13 protein-coding genes and 1 other RNA gene are annotated in these 15,948 nt (G+C 60.3%); 6 read left to right on the forward strand and 8 right to left on the reverse strand.

Features of this window, described 5'->3' with window-relative positions; all coding sequences use genetic code 11:
* Window positions 1–1,103: thiamine pyrophosphate-binding protein (locus tag QF629_07825; GenBank protein ID MDP6013435.1), on the reverse strand; the 1,103-nt coding region annotated here is incomplete at its 3' end.
* A gap of 29 nt (window positions 1,104–1,132) precedes the next feature.
* Window positions 1,133–2,137 (reverse strand): tRNA (adenosine(37)-N6)-dimethylallyltransferase MiaA, encoded by a 1,005-nt coding sequence (gene miaA / locus QF629_07830; protein MDP6013436.1) that lies wholly within the window; start codon window positions 2,135–2,137, stop codon window positions 1,133–1,135.
* Between miaA and serB the strand changes: the two genes are divergently transcribed.
* Entirely contained in the window at window positions 2,136–3,041 is a 906-nt protein-coding gene (gene serB, locus QF629_07835) for a phosphoserine phosphatase SerB (GenBank protein MDP6013437.1), read from the forward strand. The genes miaA and serB overlap by 2 nt on opposite strands.
* 3 nt (window positions 3,042–3,044) lie before the next feature.
* On the opposite strand, the gene QF629_07840 is transcribed toward serB, so the two are convergent.
* From QF629_07840 to hflK, 4 genes are all read right to left on the reverse strand, one after another.
* On the reverse strand, window positions 3,045–4,472 hold the full coding sequence (locus tag QF629_07840; protein ID MDP6013438.1) for a DegQ family serine endoprotease: 1,428 nt from the start codon (window positions 4,470–4,472) through the stop codon (window positions 3,045–3,047).
* A gap of 149 nt (window positions 4,473–4,621) precedes the next feature.
* Window positions 4,622–4,786 carry a DUF2065 domain-containing protein gene (locus tag QF629_07845; protein MDP6013439.1) on the reverse strand — a complete coding sequence of 55 codons (165 nt, stop codon included), beginning with the start codon at window positions 4,784–4,786 and terminating at the stop codon, window positions 4,622–4,624.
* A 20-nt stretch (window positions 4,787–4,806) separates the two neighbouring features.
* Complete coding sequence (locus tag QF629_07850) at window positions 4,807–5,694, reverse strand: protease modulator HflC (protein ID MDP6013440.1); 888 nt, start codon at window positions 5,692–5,694, stop codon at window positions 4,807–4,809.
* Complete coding sequence (hflK, locus tag QF629_07855; protein ID MDP6013441.1) at window positions 5,691–6,803, reverse strand: FtsH protease activity modulator HflK; 1,113 nt, start codon at window positions 6,801–6,803, stop codon at window positions 5,691–5,693. Before hflK ends, QF629_07850 begins: the two co-directional genes overlap by 4 nt.
* Window positions 6,804–6,946: 143 nt before the next feature.
* Between hflK and apbC the strand changes: the two genes are divergently transcribed.
* Window positions 6,947–8,029 (forward strand): iron-sulfur cluster carrier protein ApbC, encoded by a 1,083-nt coding sequence (apbC, locus tag QF629_07860; protein ID MDP6013442.1) that lies wholly within the window; start codon window positions 6,947–6,949, stop codon window positions 8,027–8,029.
* Here the strand turns inward: apbC and thyX are convergent.
* Complete coding sequence (thyX, locus tag QF629_07865) at window positions 8,026–8,976, reverse strand: FAD-dependent thymidylate synthase (protein MDP6013443.1); 951 nt, start codon at window positions 8,974–8,976, stop codon at window positions 8,026–8,028. The two genes, apbC and thyX, sit on opposite strands and share 4 nt — an antisense overlap.
* A 21-nt stretch (window positions 8,977–8,997) precedes the next feature.
* On the opposite strand from thyX, the gene ssrA reads away from it, so the two are divergent.
* From ssrA to QF629_07885, 4 genes are all read left to right on the forward strand, one after another.
* Window positions 8,998–9,354, forward strand: a transfer-messenger RNA (tmRNA) gene (gene ssrA, locus QF629_07870).
* Between the two features lie 8 nt (window positions 9,355–9,362).
* Window positions 9,363–9,821, forward strand: coding sequence for a ClpXP protease specificity-enhancing factor SspB (locus tag QF629_07875; GenBank protein MDP6013444.1), 459 nt, complete (start codon window positions 9,363–9,365; stop codon window positions 9,819–9,821).
* A gap of 48 nt (window positions 9,822–9,869) precedes the next feature.
* Window positions 9,870–11,492, forward strand: coding sequence for a fumarate hydratase (locus tag QF629_07880; GenBank protein ID MDP6013445.1), 1,623 nt, complete (start codon window positions 9,870–9,872; stop codon window positions 11,490–11,492).
* Between the two features lie 14 nt (window positions 11,493–11,506).
* Window positions 11,507–11,722: a ribbon-helix-helix domain-containing protein gene (locus tag QF629_07885; GenBank protein ID MDP6013446.1), complete on the forward strand. Its 216-nt coding sequence runs from the start codon at window positions 11,507–11,509 to the stop codon at window positions 11,720–11,722.
* Between the two features lie 8 nt (window positions 11,723–11,730).
* On the opposite strand, the gene QF629_07890 is transcribed toward QF629_07885, so the two are convergent.
* Complete coding sequence (locus QF629_07890) at window positions 11,731–15,792, reverse strand: AsmA family protein (protein MDP6013447.1); 4,062 nt, start codon at window positions 15,790–15,792, stop codon at window positions 11,731–11,733.
* Window positions 15,793–15,948: the final 156 nt, after the last annotated feature.

The following is a 15,948-nucleotide window of genomic DNA, read 5'->3' on the forward strand; positions in this document are numbered from 1 at the left end:
TTACTTGGCGTATAGGATAGACAATTCTTATCTCGCCATTTATCAATCTGTTGCCACCAGATTTTGACAGCAGCCTCACGAGTGTGGCACTTATGTTTTTTCAAACCCGCCAGGATATCGTCGAGCACGTTGGCAACATCGCCAACAATCGGCACGTCGATGGAGACGTTCTTATTAATCGACGAAGGATCGATATCGATGTGAATTTTTGTCGAATCCGGTGAGAAGTCGGCCAGGCGACCCGTCACGCGGTCATCGAAACGCGCCCCGACTACCAGCATCACGTCACAGCGATGCATGGCCAGGTTGGCCTCGTAAGTGCCGTGCATGCCTAGCATGCCGAGCGACTGCGGATCTGTTGCTGGAAATGCCCCCAGCCCCATCAGCGTCTGAGTCACGGGAAATTTGGTCAGCGCCGCCAGCTCGCGCAACAGCTTACTTGCACGCGGTCCGGAATTTATCACGCCACCGCCTGAGTAGATGATCGGCCGCTCCGCCTCGGCGAGCAACTTCACGGCCTCAGCGACACGCTCATGCGGCGCATTCATTTTTGGCCGGTAGGTGCGATGCCGAACCTCGCCAATGGGCTTGTAGTCGGCGCTGTCGTTGACCACATCCTTCGGCAGATCGACCACGACCGGCCCGGGCCGGCCCGAGCGCGCAACGTGAAACGCTTCTGCTATGCTGCGGGCGAGATCGTTGACATCCTTGACTAGATAATTGTGCTTGGTGCAAGCCCGCGTGATACCGACGGTATCGGCTTCCTGGAAGGCGTCGTTGCCGATCAGATGAGTTGGTACCTGACCGGTCAGACAAACCACCGGGATCGAGTCCATCATGGCATCGGCAAGACCGGTTACCGCATTTGTCGCGCCCGGGCCGGATGTCACGAGCACAGCGCCTACCTTACCAGTCGAGCGCGCATAGCCTTCCGCCGCGTGCACCGCCGCCTGCTCGTGGCGGGTCAGCACATGCCGCAGATTGTTCTGCTGGAACAGTGCGTCATAAATCGGAAGCACGGCGCCGCCCGGATAGCCGAAAATGACGTCAACGCCCTGGTCCACCAGGGATTTAATGACGATCTCGCCTCCAAGCAATTTCATCTTAGCCTCCGTTACGCACCACAACGGCCTCAAAGGGCGCGCAAGCTAGTATCCGCGCGGTCTGCGGTCAACAGGAAGCTGTCTACTACGGCCAAGGCCCGTACCTCTAAGTCAGGCCCCGGAGGTAAGGTGATGTCGGGAGCATATTGGTGGCGGAACCAAGTGAGCTGCCGCTTAGCATAGCGGCGCGTCGCCTGTTTCGCACGGCGCAACGCCTCGTCGCGGTTGATCTCGCCTACCAGATGTGCTGCGATCGCCTCGACGCCCAGCGCCTTCATTGCCGGCACGCTCGGGTCCATGCCAACCCTCATCAACGCCGCGACCTCTTCCAAAGCGCCGGCTTCAAACATGACCTTGAGGCGAGCATCGCAGGCAGCATAGAGCTCCTCCCGGCCCGGCAGCAGCAGCAACTTCAAGGCCGGCCATGCCAGCGCCTCCGCTTCCTGCGTGCGCCAGTCTTCGAAAGGCCGGCCGCTCGCCTCGACTACTTCCCAGGCACGGATCAGACGTTGCTGGTCGCCCGCCGCAATGCGCGACGCAGCGGCCGGATCGCGCTCGGCGAGCGCCGCGCGGAAAGCGTCTTCACCGAGCGCGCCATAGCGCGCTCGAGCGGCGGCTCGCACCGCTGGTGAAATGTCAGGCATTGGTGACAGGCCTTTGAGAAACGCACGGATGTAAAGCCCACTGCCGCCGACCACGATCGGCACCTGCGAAGCGGCAAGCGTCTCTTCCACTGCCGTCAACGCAAGTGCGCGCCATTGCGCCACGGAGCATGCGGTTTCAGCCGACATCACTCCGTACAACCTGTGTGGCACCTGCGCCGCGTCCGCAGCATCGGGACGCGCCGTAAGCAATCGCAGCTCGCGATAGACCTGCATGCTGTCGGCGTTTATAAGGACCGCACTACGGCCAAACTCAGCCAAGCCTTTTGCAATAGCCAGCGCCAACGCAGACTTGCCGGATGCCGTTGGCCCGGCAAGCACCACGACACCTTCCCCAGCGTCCTGCGGTCCATTTGTCACACCAGTCGTCATGAGTAGCATCCTCACACTGATCGCCGCTCGCGGTAAAGCGCAGCTGGCTGCCGCCGCCGTAGAGAGCGTTAAGACGGCCCTGAGAGAAGCTGGCGCCACACTAGGATCGCCGCTCACGCTAGCTCCGGAAGAGGCCATGGAAATCCCCTTCACCAGCATACCCCCTGTCGCCGCCACGGCCGCGGCGCACGATGCCCTGGCGGGACAGCCCATCGATGCGGTCGCACAGCCGGCCGCCGGGCGGCGCAAGGCGCTCTTGGTGGCAGATATGGATTCCACTATCATCAACGGTGAGACCATCGACGCCATGGCCGCACTGACGGGACAGGGAGACGAGGTCTCGGCGATCACCGCAGCAGCCATGCGCGGCGAACTCGACTTCGCCGATTCCCTACGCCGCCGGGTGGCGCTCTTCGCAAACCAGCCCGATAGCCTATTGCAGCAGGTCCGCGACGAGATCATCACTCTCAATCCCGGCGCCCTCGCTCTGCTCGCGACTATGCGGGCGCACGGCGCCCACACGGTCTTGGTGTCAGGCGGCTTCACGCTCTTTACCGAGTACGTGGCGGCGCTGGCAGGATTCGATGCCCACCAGGGCAATCAAGTCGAGATCGTTGACGGACGCCTAACGGGAGAGGTGGTCGAGCCGATCATTAATCGGGACGGCAAACGCAGGGCCCTGCGCGAGATTGCGGCCGGGCGCGATATCACCAATGCTGCCGTGCTCGCGGTCGGTGATGGCGCCAACGACCTCGACATGCTGGCGGCCGCAGGCCTCGGTGTAGCCTATCGCGCTAAACTCGCCATTGCCGAAGCGGCATCGGCACGCATAGACCACGCTGATCTCACGGCGCTTCTCTATATGCAGGGTTATCGGGCCGATGACATCGTCGCCGGCCCGTAGCGATTAACTGTCCAGCAAGCGCAAGGCGATGAACTGCAGATCGCCTTGGCGGTCGAGCAGCAACAGCACCGTCCTCTTGTCGTGCTGGCGATGCTCCTCAACCTTGGCCTCAACATCGGCCGGCGTGCTGACCTCTTCCTGTCCGACCTCGACGATGATGTCGCCGGGCTGCACGCCCTTCTCGGCCGCAACACCGCTAGCATCGACGGCGACCACCATGACGCCGTTGACGTCTTCCTGGATCTGGAACTCGGTGCGCAGCTCATCGGTCAGTGCGGACAGCGTCAGACCCAGCGCCGGCACCTCCGAGAGAACCGGTACCTCAGACTCCGGCACGGCCGCGGACGCGACCTGAGTGCCGGTCTCGTCAAGCCGGCCGACAGTCACCGGCAGGGCGACGACCGCACCGTCACGCCAGACTTCCACGGTCACCTGCTTGTCGATCTGGGTCTCAGCAACGATCCGCGGCAGGCGCCGCATAGTCTCAACCGACTTGCCGTCAAAAGTGACGATGACGTCGCCAACCTCAATGCCTGCAGCGGCTGCCGGACTGTCAGCCGAGATGCTCGCCACCAAGGCCCCGCGGGAACGGTCGAGCCCGAGGCTTTCAGCCAGATCGTCGGTAACGGTCTGGATGCGAACTCCGAGCCAACCGCGCCGCGTCTCACCATATTCTCGCAGCTGATACACCACGTGGCGCGCTAGGTTCGAAGGCACCGCAAAACCGATGCCGACGCTGCCGCCAGAGGGGGAATAGATAGCGGTATTGATGCCGATCACGTGCCCTTCCATGTTGAACAGCGGGCCGCCGGAGTTGCCCCGGTTGATCGAGGCGTCGGTCTGCAGGAAGTCATCGAAGGGGCCGGCGTTGATATCTCGCGCCCGGGCCGAGATGATGCCTGCGGTGACGGTGTTCCCAAGGCCGAACGGATTGCCGATAGCAACCACCCAATGGCCTACCCTGGCACCATCCGAATCACCCCATTCCACCGCATTCAAAGGCGATTCCGGCTCGACCTTGAGCACCGCCACGTCAGTCTTAGGATCGTGTCCGACCAGCTCCGCCCTCAACGACGTCTCGTCGGCAAAGGTCACAGTGATCTCAGCAGCATCGGCGATGACATGGTTGTTGGTAACGATGAAACCGCTGGAATCGATAACGAAACCGGAGCCGAGCGACGTCGTGCGCGGCCGAGGCCGGTCCTCCGGTGCTTCGCCTTGGCGATCGAAGAAGTCGCGGAAGAATTCCTCGAACGGCGATCCCGGCGGAAATTGCGGTACCTGCGGAGGGTTCCCCTGAAAGTTCTCCCCCTCCTGCGTCGTCGAGATATTGACCACTGCAGGCACCAGCCTATCAGAAAGATCAGCGAAATCCTCCGGCCCACCAGCCGCCTGAGCGGAAAAGCCAGCGGGCAGAAAGACAACCAGCAGCCCTATAGCGGCGACAGCGACACGGCGTGGATTCAAAGGTCGATCCTCCAATACGGGAGCGCGCGGCCCAACAGCGTCAGCGCAACACGCGAACGTCTTCAAGGTAGAGGCTCACCACCACCGTTTCAAGATAAGGGGCCGTGGCCCGATCAGCCACGTATCGCCCACACCACCGCGACACCCAGACAAGCGGCGATCAACCCGCCGATTCGCAGCGTCGAAGAGGTCATCTCCTGTGCCTTCAGAGCCATATTCCGCATCTGGTCCGGAAACAACGCCCAAGCCGCCCCTTCGATGACCAGAACCAAAGCCAATGCCGTCCACAGATCGCCGATCAGCGCGGTTCCCTTGGTGCGTTCGGCGTGGTCTCGCCAAAATAGCGAAAAAACTCGCTATCCGGCGACAACACCATGGTGGTATCGCCGCTGCCGAGCGCCTTCTGATAGGCCTGCATGGAGCGGTAGAAGGCGAAGAAATCCGGATCCCGGTTGAAGGCTTCGGAAAAGATGCGGTTGGAATCGCCTTCGCCTTCACCGCGCAGAATCTGCCCCTCGCGCTCGGCCTCGGCTACGATCACGACACGCTTGCGGTCGGCTTCCGCACGGATGCGCTGAGCTTCCTCGGCACCTTTTGCGCGCAGCTCCGCCGCTTCCTGCTGACGCTCGGTCTGCATGCGACGGAAGACGGCTTCCGAGTTGGCCTGCGGCAGATCGGCGTGCTTGATGCGCACGTCGTAGACGCGAATGCCGAAAGCCATCGCCTCCTCGCGCACGCTGTCGGCGATGAGCCGCATCAACATTTCGCGATCTTCCGAGATGACGTCCTGCAAGGGCACGGTACCGAGCACTTTACGCAGGTTGGAGTTGATGATGGCACCCAGCCGCGGACGCAGCACGTTCTCGGTGCGCACCGTCTGGTAGAACTTGAGGGGGTTCTCTATCTTGAAGCGGGCGAAGGCGTCGACCACTAGGCGCTTTTGGTCCGAGGCAATGACTTCCTCCGCCGGAGCATCGTAGTCGAGCAGACGGTTGTCGAGGATAATCGCCTCCTGGATCATCGGCCACTTCACGAAAAGGCCGGGCTCCTTGATGACCCGCATGGGCTCACCAAATTGTAAGACCAAGGCCTGCTGGCGTTGCTCCACAGTGAACAGAGATCCCGATACGCCGATCAGCAGAACGATGGCGATAACGCCCAACAGGGCTTTCACAAAACCGCTCATCGAACTGTCTCCCCGCCAGCGCCTGTTTGCGCCCGACGCTGAATCTCCGGCAAGGGCAAGTAGGGCACGACGCCACTGTTACCGCCATCGCTGTCAATGATCACCTTGTTCATATCTGCGAAGACCTCCTCCAGCGTCTCGAGATAGATGCGCTTGCGCGTGACGTCCTTGGCCAGGTCATACTGCTCGAAAACCTTGATGAAGCGCTGTGCTGAACCTTCAGCGTGCGCCACCACTTGTTCCTTGTACGCTTGAGCCTCGTTGCGCACCTGGGCGGCACGCCCACGAGCCTCCGGAATGACGCGGTTATGATATGCGTTGGCCTCGTTGATGGCACGCTCCTGATCGGCGCGCGCGCGCTGTACATCGCGATAATCGTCGATGACGGCAGACGGGGGATCAGCGCGCTGCAACAGCAGCTCGGTCACCATGATACCGGACCCGTACTCATCGAGAACAACCTGCAACAGATTGGCAGCCTTGGCGGCAACTTCCTGACGACCTTCGGCGAGGGCAGAGGCGATAACGGAATCGCCGATCACCTCGCGCATGACGCTTTCGCCAACCAGTTTCACCGTCTCATTCGGATTGCGGACATTGAACGCAAAGGCTTCCGCATCTTTAACCTGCCATTGCACGATAAAGCTGATGTCGATGATATTCTCGTCGCCGGTCAGCATCAGGCTTTCCTGCTCGAGACGCTGTTCGCCCCGGTCACCGACCTCGACGCGGCGAACCGTCAGCACGGGCACCTTGAGCACCGATTCCACCGGATAGGGAAGGTGCAAGTGCAAGCCGGGATCAGTAGTGCGGTGATATTCGCCAAAGCGCAGCACCAGCGCCTGTTCCTCGGGCTCAACCGTGTAAACGCCGCTAAAGCCCCACAGCACGAGAGCCGCGATGATCGCGAGCATCAAGCCCTTGCCGCCAAAACCTCCCGGCAACACGGTGCGCATGCGGTCCTGGCCGCGGCGCAGAAGATCCTCAAGATCCGGCCCCTGTGGCGAGCCACCACCACCTTGACCGCCGCCATCACTACCCTTGCCGTTGCCGCCGCCACGCGGTCCCCATGGGCCGCCATTGCCGCCGCCCTGATTAGTCCAAGGCATGTTCAACCTGTCCCTTCGATAAACTCGTTTCGCCCCATTTCCGGACCACGATTTGCCGGCCCGCGCGGCAGGCCTTATATCTGGCGCGCGCTTGGCCACGAGGCATGGCGCAGCATATTAGCGGAGCATGGGGTTTTTCAAGCATGGTGGCGATAAGTGAGGTCGAGATTCGGGAGGCGTTGGCCGGCATAGCGGTGCCGGGGCGCGATAGCGACCCGATTTCACTCGGCATGATATTGGGCCTGGTAGTCAAGGACGGCAATGTCGGTTTCTCGATCGAGATCGACCCGGCCGATCATGAGGTCATGGAAGGCTTACGCAAGACCTGCGAGCAAACTGTCCATGCCCTGCCGGGGGTGGTCTCTGTTACGGCCGTGCTGACTGCCGAGGTCGAGGCGCCTCAAGCCACGCCGACGTCTGAAGCCAGCGGCATTCCCGGTATTGGCGCAATCATCGCCGTGGCGAGCGGCAAGGGCGGCGTCGGAAAGTCGACGATCGCGGTCAACTTGGCGCTGGCATTGGCCGCCAATGGCAGCCGGGTGGGTATTCTCGATGCCGACATTTACGGCCCTTCGCTGCCACGCATGGTGGGATTGGGCGGGCGACCCGAAACTACCGACGGGAAAATACTCGAGCCCATGCGCGCCTATGGCGTGGCCTGCATGTCCATGGGGCTCCTGATCGAAGAAGACACACCGATGATCTGGCGGGGGCCTATGGTGCAGGGCGCGCTTGAACAAATGCTGCGCGATGTCGCCTGGGGCGAGCTCGATGTGTTGGTGGTCGATATGCCGCCCGGCACGGGCGATGCCCAGCTCACGCTGGCCCAGCGGGTACCGCTCGCCGGCGCGATTATCGTCTCGACACCACAGGACATTGCCTTGCTCGACGCTCGCAAAGGCCTCAACATGTTTCGCCGAGTCGACGTACCCGTGCTCGGCATCGTCGAGAATATGAGTTATTACATCTGCCCCGACTGTGGCCACCGGGCCGAAATCTTCGGTCACGGCGGTGCGCGGGATACGGCCGCTAAGTTAGATGTCACTTTCCTCGGCGAAGTACCGCTGGATATTGAGATACGCGAGACATCTGACAACGGCAGACCTATCGTCGTCTCACATGCTGATAGCCCGCATGCCCGCACTTTCCACGAGATTGCGGAGCACATCAGCGCGATGCTTTCTGGCGGAGCGCAGAAGCCACCGCCGAGGATCGTTATCGACTAGCCCTTCAGCACCGCCTCCAGCTCGCGCCATTCGCGCGGACTGAGGCCGCTATCGGCCTGTTCGACGGCCTCGCCAGCAAGCAGACGCTTGACCACGACAAGCGCGGGCGCGGATAACGACACAGCACCATAAGCGTAATCCATAAAAGCAGCGTAAGTAGCAGGAACCCAGGCTTTTAGCACTTTCTCCAGCATTACGTCGGCATAGGCACGTATCTCATATTGCGCGTGGTTGTCGGCGCGCAGAGACAGAAAATGCAGCAGATTGTGCAAATCGGTCTTCCAATACCATTGGGTATAAAAGCCAAGGCTGAGGTTCATCCGTGCCAACTCGCGCGCGAGGCCCGTGCGTGAATCGTCGATACCCTCCCCGTCGTCATCCTCGTTGAGCATCTCGACATAGTGTGCGTGAGCGCGCTCGGCATCGTCGCGCAGCACATCGAGCACGCGCGCAGCCTCCGCGCCCTCCAACACTTTTCCGCGCCCTTGCCGATTCGCAGTCGATTGTGCCGCCAGATGCTCCGGTGCCGGCAGATAGAACTCGTTATCGAGGATCGAATAGCGCGCAGAGTATTCGTTGACGTTGGCGGTACGGTGGCGAATCCATTGCCGCGCGACGAAGATCGGCAGCTTCACATGGAACTTGATCTCGCACATCTCGAAGGGCGTGGTGTGGCGGTGGCGTAGGAGATAGCGAATCAGGCCTGTGTCCTCGCGCACCTTGCGCGTGCCCGTGCCGTATGACACCCGCGCCGCCTGCACCACCGCGCTGTCGTCGCCCATATAGTCAATAACACGCACGAAGCCGTGGTCAAGCACCGGTAGCGCCTCGTATAACAGTGCCTCCAGGGCCGGCACCGTAGCCCGCAGTGTTTGCAAGCTTTGCCCACGTTGGGCCGCTACTTCTGCCGCCTGCGCCTCGCTTAGCACCTCATTGCCGTCGCCCATCGGCTCCCCCTACCCGCAACGGGTCTTCCGAATTCCCACCTGACGCCTTATATACAAGGCGTCGGCTCTGCCGACTATGGCGATAAACGCGCTATGAAATAAGCGTCATGGACCCGGGGGCAGTGCCCGGCGCCTCCACCAATCTCCAGCGGTCTTGGCTGCGGTGTGCGGGGGCGAAACAGGTTCGACATGCGTGGTAAAGATAGGGTCTTCGCTCGGCATGGTACCGCCGTTATCGGGCCAAAAGCATAGTTGCCAATGACAACTACGCGGAGACAGCGCTCGCTGCGTAAGCGGCTAGCAGTCTCACTCTAGGCCCCAGGCGGTCGCACGTCTGGGCGGGGTTCGGAGCGCACCTGGCAACAGAAGCGCTCCACTACAAAGGCATGGCAATAGTGGAAAACACGCTGGAATACCAAGAGATGGTCGATACTGCGCTGCGTGGCGTCGCCCGCGAAGCGCTGGAGACGGTGGCTATGAAAGGCCTGCCCGGCGAGCACCATTTCTACATAACCTTCCTTACCCATGCCGCGGGCGTCGAAATCCCCGACGATCTATGCCAGCGCTTTCCGCAGGAGATGACCATCATCCTGCAGCACCAGTTCTGGGATCTTACGGTAACGCAGACCGGTTTTTCGGTTGAGCTGAGTTTCGCCGACCAGTCGCGCCGCCTAACCGTTCCCTTCGCGGCGCTAACCGCCTTCGCCGATCCGCACGTCAATTTCGGACTGCAATTTGCGACGGGCAAAGCTGACACCTCGGCAGAAGACGAGATACCCGAAAAGGCTGCGAACGCAGACGACGACGATAACGTCGTGACCTTGGAGACCTTCCGAAAAAACTGACGGGCACTATATTGGCACCCAACTCTCCAGCCTGAAGGGATGCCAGATATGACCGCGTTCACGTTCCAGGAAATGTTTCCGCTGGGACCCGACGAAACGCCCTACCGCAAGGTTACCGGTGATTACGTGACGCGGGCGGAACTCGCTGGCAAGAGTATTCTCAAGGTCGATCCCGAAGGCCTTACCCTGCTTGCCTTCGAGGCCTTCAAGGACATCGCACATCTGCTTAGACCCGGCCATCTCAAGCAGCTGGCGAGCATCTTTGACGACCCAGAAGCTTCGGCCAACGACAAGTTCGTCGCCTATGAGCTATTGAAGAATGCCAACATCGCCGCCGGCCGCGTGCTGCCGATGTGTCAGGATACGGGCACCGCCATCATATTGGCGAAGAAGGGCGAACGCGTCTGGACCGACACGAACGACGAAGAAGCACTGAGCCGCGGTGTCTGGCGCGCCTATGCCGAGACCAACCTGCGCTACAGCCAGCTCGCGCCTCTGGCCGGGCTGGAAGAGGTGAATACGCGCAACAATCTGCCGGCGCAACTCGACCTCCACACAGTGCCGGGCGATGCCTACAAGTTCCTTTTCGTCGCTAAGGGCGGTGGTTCGGCCAATAAGACTTTTCTCTTTCAACAAACCCCGGCGGTGCTCACGCGCAAGCGCCTCCTGGCTTTCTTCGACGAAACCTTACGCACCCTCGGCACGGCTGCCTGCCCGCCCTACCACCTGTCTGTAGCAATTGGCGGCACTTCGGCCGAACTCACCTTGAAAGCCGTGAAGCTAGCCTCGTGCCGCTATTTGGACAGCCTGCCCACCACCTCAACGAGCGGGACTGGCCATGCGATTCGCGACACCGACCTTGAGGAAGAAATCCTTGCGCTGACGCGTAATTTTGGCATCGGTGCTCAATTCGGCGGCAAGTATTTCTGCCACGACGTGCGCGCCATCCGCCTGCCGCGACACGGAGCCAGCATACCCATCGGCATCGGTGTTTCCTGCGCCGCCGATCGCCAAGCACTCGCCAAAATCACCACGAATGGGCTGTTCTTGGAACAACTTGAGCCCGATCCTGCGCGCTATATGCCGGACATACCCCCGGCCGATATCGCAGGCGATGCCGTGGCCATCGACCTGACACGGCCGATGGACGAGATTCGCCAAGCCCTATCCCAGCAATCCATCAAGACCCTCGTCAAGCTCAGCGGCCCCATGATAGTTGCCCGCGATGCGGCTCATTCGCGCCTACGCGCGCGTCTCGAAGTCGGCGAGGGCTTGCCTAGCTATTTTAAGGATCACTGCATCTATTACGCGGGTCCGGCCAAAACACCCGAGGGCTATGTCACAGGCTCGTTTGGCCCGACCACCGCGGGACGCATGGATGCCTATGTTGATCTCTTCCAAAGCCACGGCGGCTCGATGGTGATGCTGGCGAAAGGCAATCGCTCGCAAACCGTCACTGATGCCTGTGCCAAGCATGGCGGCTTCTACCTTGGCTCGATCGGCGGCCACGGCGCGCGGCTCGCCCAGGACTGCATCAAGCAGGTCGAATGCATAGAATATCCCGAGCTCGGCATGGAGGCGATTTGGCGCATCGAGGTCGAGAATTTCCCAGCTGTTGTCGTTGTCGACGACAAGGGTAACGACTTTTTTTCTGCCTTCACACCCACCTGACGGGGGTGAGTCGGATGAGCCGACCGCGTAAGATATCCGTCGTCATCGACAGTCATCCCACTAGCCTGTCACTGGAGCCCGAATTCTGGGATGCTTTTGTCGATTTTTGTAAGAAAGACGGCACGCGGCTCGCCGACGGCCTGGCCGCCATTGATCACGAACGGGATGGTGGTCTGTCGGGAGCGGTGCGCCTGTGGGTGCTCAAACGCCTACGCGACCAGGCGCGCTGAGGCCACGGTCACCGCCCACCAAGCAGGTCGTCTATCACGGATTTAAACTCTGCGTCGGGATCTGGCTCCGACTGGAAATCCGGCTCCGCCTCTGACTCCGATTTAGGCTCGGGGCTGTCCGAGATCACGTCACGCTCCAGTAAGAGTTGCTCAATTATTAGGGAATCAAACTCCGCGTCAGGATCTGGCTTTAGCTCGGATTCTGGCTCCGGTTCCGGCTGAAAATCCGGCCTCGCCTCTGGCTCCGATCCAGGTCCAGGGCCGTCCGAACTCACGTCACGCTCCAGTAAGAGTTGCTCGATTATTAGGGACTCAAACTCCGCGTCGGAATCCGGTTCTGGCTCGAGTTCTGGCTCTGGCTCTGGCTCGAGTTCTGGCTCTGGCTCGAGTTCTGGCTCTGGCTCTGGCTCGAGTTCTGACTCTGACTCGAGTTCAGGCTCTGGCTCTGGTTCAGGCCTGGGCCCGTCCGGACTCACACCACGCTCCAGTAAAAACTGCTCAATCGCGTCAGTACGTAGCTGCTTGGTGGTGTTTTCAGGCGGGCCAGTGAACCACAGACCGAGTGGCGGGATATCGCGGTGATCGTCGAAGCGGAGCCATAGTTTGGCATCGATGAGCCAACTGGCAAGGTCGAACGCGACGACCAAATCGCCGGTCGCTCGTTCGCCGACCAGTCGCACATCGTCACTACGCATCTCGCCATCGGCGACCGTGAAGCTTCCCGAGAGGGAGCGATAGCGACTACTGCCGGCACTGGTAGCACTCGCAGCTGACGCGACGAATGCCGCCACCGAGGCCGTATCGTCAAGACCGGCCGACAGGGCCGCTAGGTCGAGCACATCTACGACACCAGCACCGACTTCGCGGAAGCGACCCTTGCCCGTCAGGGCTAAAATCATTTGCTGCTGGCTGACACCGCTAGTGCTAAAAGTTCCGTCGAAGGTAGCACGTCCATCGACTGCCTCTATGCCGACAAGGCTGCTCAGGGCCTCACGCATCTCAAACTCGTCGAGCTCAACCGCGAGCCGAATTCGCGGCACGGGCTCCGAAACCAGTTGTCCGCTGAGGTCTAGGGTACCGCCCATCAATTCGCCTACTAGGCGCGCGATATCAAGTGTTCCGTTGTCGAGAGCCAAAGCGATCTCGGCTCCATCGATATCCAAACTGCCAATTTCCAGAGTGTCCGAAGACAACTTAACCGACGCGTCGAAGCTTTTGAGGGCGCTGAGATCAAGGAGTTCGCGCGACCATCCGCCCGGCACCGTGTCGCCACCGTTTGCCGGTACCAGCAATGCCAGAACAGCGTCCGCACCGATGGGGCCCGTGGTGAGGTCGATTCCCAACTTCGGACGCACACCCTCAAGGGCCAATGAGAGGCTTCCCAACACCGATGAGCCACCGAGGTTGGCGCTCAAATTGAGAGCCGTAATCTCCTTCGCATCGCCATTGACCCGGGCACCAACCGTGAGTGGACCGTTCATTTTTCTGGCCGGTACGACCAAGCCGAAGCCGCCGATCAGTCCGGCCAGATCGGGATGATTTAGCTCGGTAACAAGGGAGACACTGACAGAGCCAGGCAGGCCTTCCAAGCGCCCATTCGCAGCAATATCACCGCCGGCCACACCCAGTTTTGTAGAAATCTCTAAGCCGTCCAACGACCCTTCGGCCGAGCCACTCATGGTTACTGGCGCTGCCAACGCATCCGGCGCTCCATTGTCGAGAAGATCTGCGGAGCGCAAAAGGCGCGCCAGATTGGGGTGGGAGAATTCGCCGTCAAGATTGAGGCGCGGCGTATCCGCGACTTCTTGAAAACGCCCAGAAACCCGCGCATCGGCCTCCGACAGGGACGTCTTCACCTCCATCTCAAAATCCGACATCGTACCGTCTAATGTGGCCTCCACTACGACCGGCGCCACAAAAATCTGCGGTGCATCACCCGCCATCAGGCCAAGTGCCTCGAGCAGGCCAGAAAAATTGTCGTTGCTAAGGGTTACCTCACCTCCGAATGATGGCTCGGTCATCACCTCCGACAGCGTGCCGTCTATATCGATGTGGCTTTCCAAGATCTCCACAGTGCCATCGATAACCAAGGCATCGAGCCCGCCGGCCATTCGCACAATAACGGTAAGGGCACGGCCAAAGGCAGGGGGTAAATCTGCAAGCCGCGGGATCACGCGTGTCATCGCCGACAGATCCGCAGTGTCAAACTGCACGCCAAGATCAACAATGGGCTCCGAATCCATATCTGCAATATTGCCCGTCATCTTGGCATTAGCCCCGGCCAGATCACCAACACCCGTGTCCCGAAATGTGAGGCTGCCAGACTGAAGAAGACCATCAAGCCGCAGACCGCTGACCGGTAAACCGCGCCATATCAGATTGTCCGCCTGAAGAACGAAATCGGCATCGAAGTCGGCCAAAACTGCCAACAAAGCCTGCCCATTTTGCCCATCTTCGGCCGCAGTGTCCTGCTCCGGCGGTGGCCGGGGCCCGGACGACGCCAGCTCGGTGTCTTGACGCATAGTGTAGGCGTCAAGGTTGAGCCGGTCTATGCTGAGATTGACACCAAATGCGGGTCGTGCCCGATTGGCGTAGGCAATGCCACCTTGAAGATTTGCAGCGTCTAGATGCACATCAATACCAGTGACCTGACCGCCGATTATATCGCCATCGACTGTGGCGCTGACGTTAAAAGTTCGTAACCGGTCTGCCGGGACGCTGGAGAGGTCCACGCCCAGCCAGCTCAGCATCGAACGCAGATTATCCGACGCCGCTTCTAGTTGGCCCACCAAGTGCGGCCGCTCGCCGACCAAGGCAATATTACCAGTGATACGGACGTCCGAGCCGCCGGGCAAAAGAGAGGATAAACGTTGCACACCAACTACCCCATCGGCTAACGTCGCCTCAAGAACAGCCTGACGAACTATTTGCTCACGATAGATAATGGCATCAACAGCAAGTTGAAGCTTTCCGGTATCGATGCCTACCAACGGCACACTCACCGCCACACTATCGAGATCTTCCGCAACGCCGGGTGCGGCAAGAAAGGCATCCAAATCCAGGCGACTAGCAGTCAGACTGGCTTCCAGGTGTGTCGGCTTCACGAAGCTTCCTTTCGCCTCACCCTTAGCAATCATGTCACCCATGCGTAAGTTTATTTCAGTAGCCGAGATATCATTATTCGTAATATTAACCTTGCTAACAATCTCGACGCTTTGGTCGCCAAGCATAGGCATGGTGATGGATACGCCGCTCAATTCGGCAACAAGGTCAACGACGGCATTAGGCCCGGCAGCGTTGATGGTCATCTTGCCGTTAACGCTCGGATTCGGGACATCCAGAAGGCCACCGCCGGAGAACTCGATAGCCGTCTCCTGCGTCAGCGCCTTCAGGTGTATGGCGACACGTTTCTTAGCCGCCACCTGGCCTACCGACAGGTCGATCTCCGTCGCTACCCCGCGCAGGGATACTGTGCCGCGCCCACGAAACGGACCCGATAACGATTCCGCGGCCAGCACCATGTTGACGTTCTCGATTCGCTCTTCCCAACTCGCCGCCAGGTTGCGCCAAATCAATAAACCCCGCTCGACGGCCACCATCTCCAGGCTCATATTGATATCGCCGCTCAGCAGGCCTGAGCCAATACCCGGGAGCACGCCGGAACCGAAACTGTCGTCAAGACTGCTTTGCAGGCGCCAATTGAGGCTGCCGTCGGCCCGGCGCTCCAAATTTATCTCGGGCTCTACAAGGGTGACACTATCCACACGCAGCTTGCCGGTTAGCAGGGCCACCATGCCGATATGGACGTCCAGCGATTCGATTTGCGCCATAGCCGCATCAGACACGCCTTCACCGTCGCTGATACGCACTTGTGCCGCGGAAAAGGTCGGCGCCGGCAACATGGCAAAATCGATGTTGCCGTCCACTTCGACCTGCCAGCCGGTGGCCGCTTCCAGCTGGCCTACGATCTGCGGCTTGAAGCGATTCCAATCGACAAAGCTCGGCCCTGCAAGCAATGCCGCAAGCACGAGCACAGAGACGGCTGCCACACCATAAAGAACTGCCTTCAACGCTGCATTTCCCAGGGCATCACGCAATATCCAACCAAGGCAATCTTCCGCAAGCTTGCGTCGCCTGCAGACCCCGGTAATCTAAACAATGCGATAGTGCTGATATAGATCGCAATATCCCGATCGCGATAAAGGCCCTCACGCGGCCCGTCTGTC

It is taken from the genome of Alphaproteobacteria bacterium (genome assembly GCA_030739735.1).
Classification (GTDB): Bacteria; Pseudomonadota; Alphaproteobacteria; order UBA7887; family UBA7887; genus UBA7887.

Coding starts and splice junctions, on each gene's coding strand:
- hflK (MDP6013441.1), bottom strand. CDS start 6,803: ATGCCTTGGACTAATCAGGGCGGCGGCAATGGCGGCCCATGGGGACCG.
- thyX (MDP6013443.1), bottom strand. CDS start 8,976: ATGGGCGACGGCAATGAGGTGCTAAGCGAGGCGCAGGCGGCAGAAGTA.
- miaA (MDP6013436.1), bottom strand. CDS start 2,137: ATGACGACTGGTGTGACAAATGGACCGCAGGACGCTGGGGAAGGTGTC.
- QF629_07885 (MDP6013446.1), top strand. CDS start 11,507: ATGAGCCGACCGCGTAAGATATCCGTCGTCATCGACAGTCATCCCACT.
- serB (MDP6013437.1), top strand. CDS start 2,136: ATGAGTAGCATCCTCACACTGATCGCCGCTCGCGGTAAAGCGCAGCTG.
- QF629_07850 (MDP6013440.1), bottom strand. CDS start 5,694: ATGAGCGGTTTTGTGAAAGCCCTGTTGGGCGTTATCGCCATCGTTCTG.
- QF629_07875 (MDP6013444.1), top strand. CDS start 9,363: ATGGCAATAGTGGAAAACACGCTGGAATACCAAGAGATGGTCGATACT.
- QF629_07880 (MDP6013445.1), top strand. CDS start 9,870: ATGACCGCGTTCACGTTCCAGGAAATGTTTCCGCTGGGACCCGACGAA.
- apbC (MDP6013442.1), top strand. CDS start 6,947: ATGGTGGCGATAAGTGAGGTCGAGATTCGGGAGGCGTTGGCCGGCATA.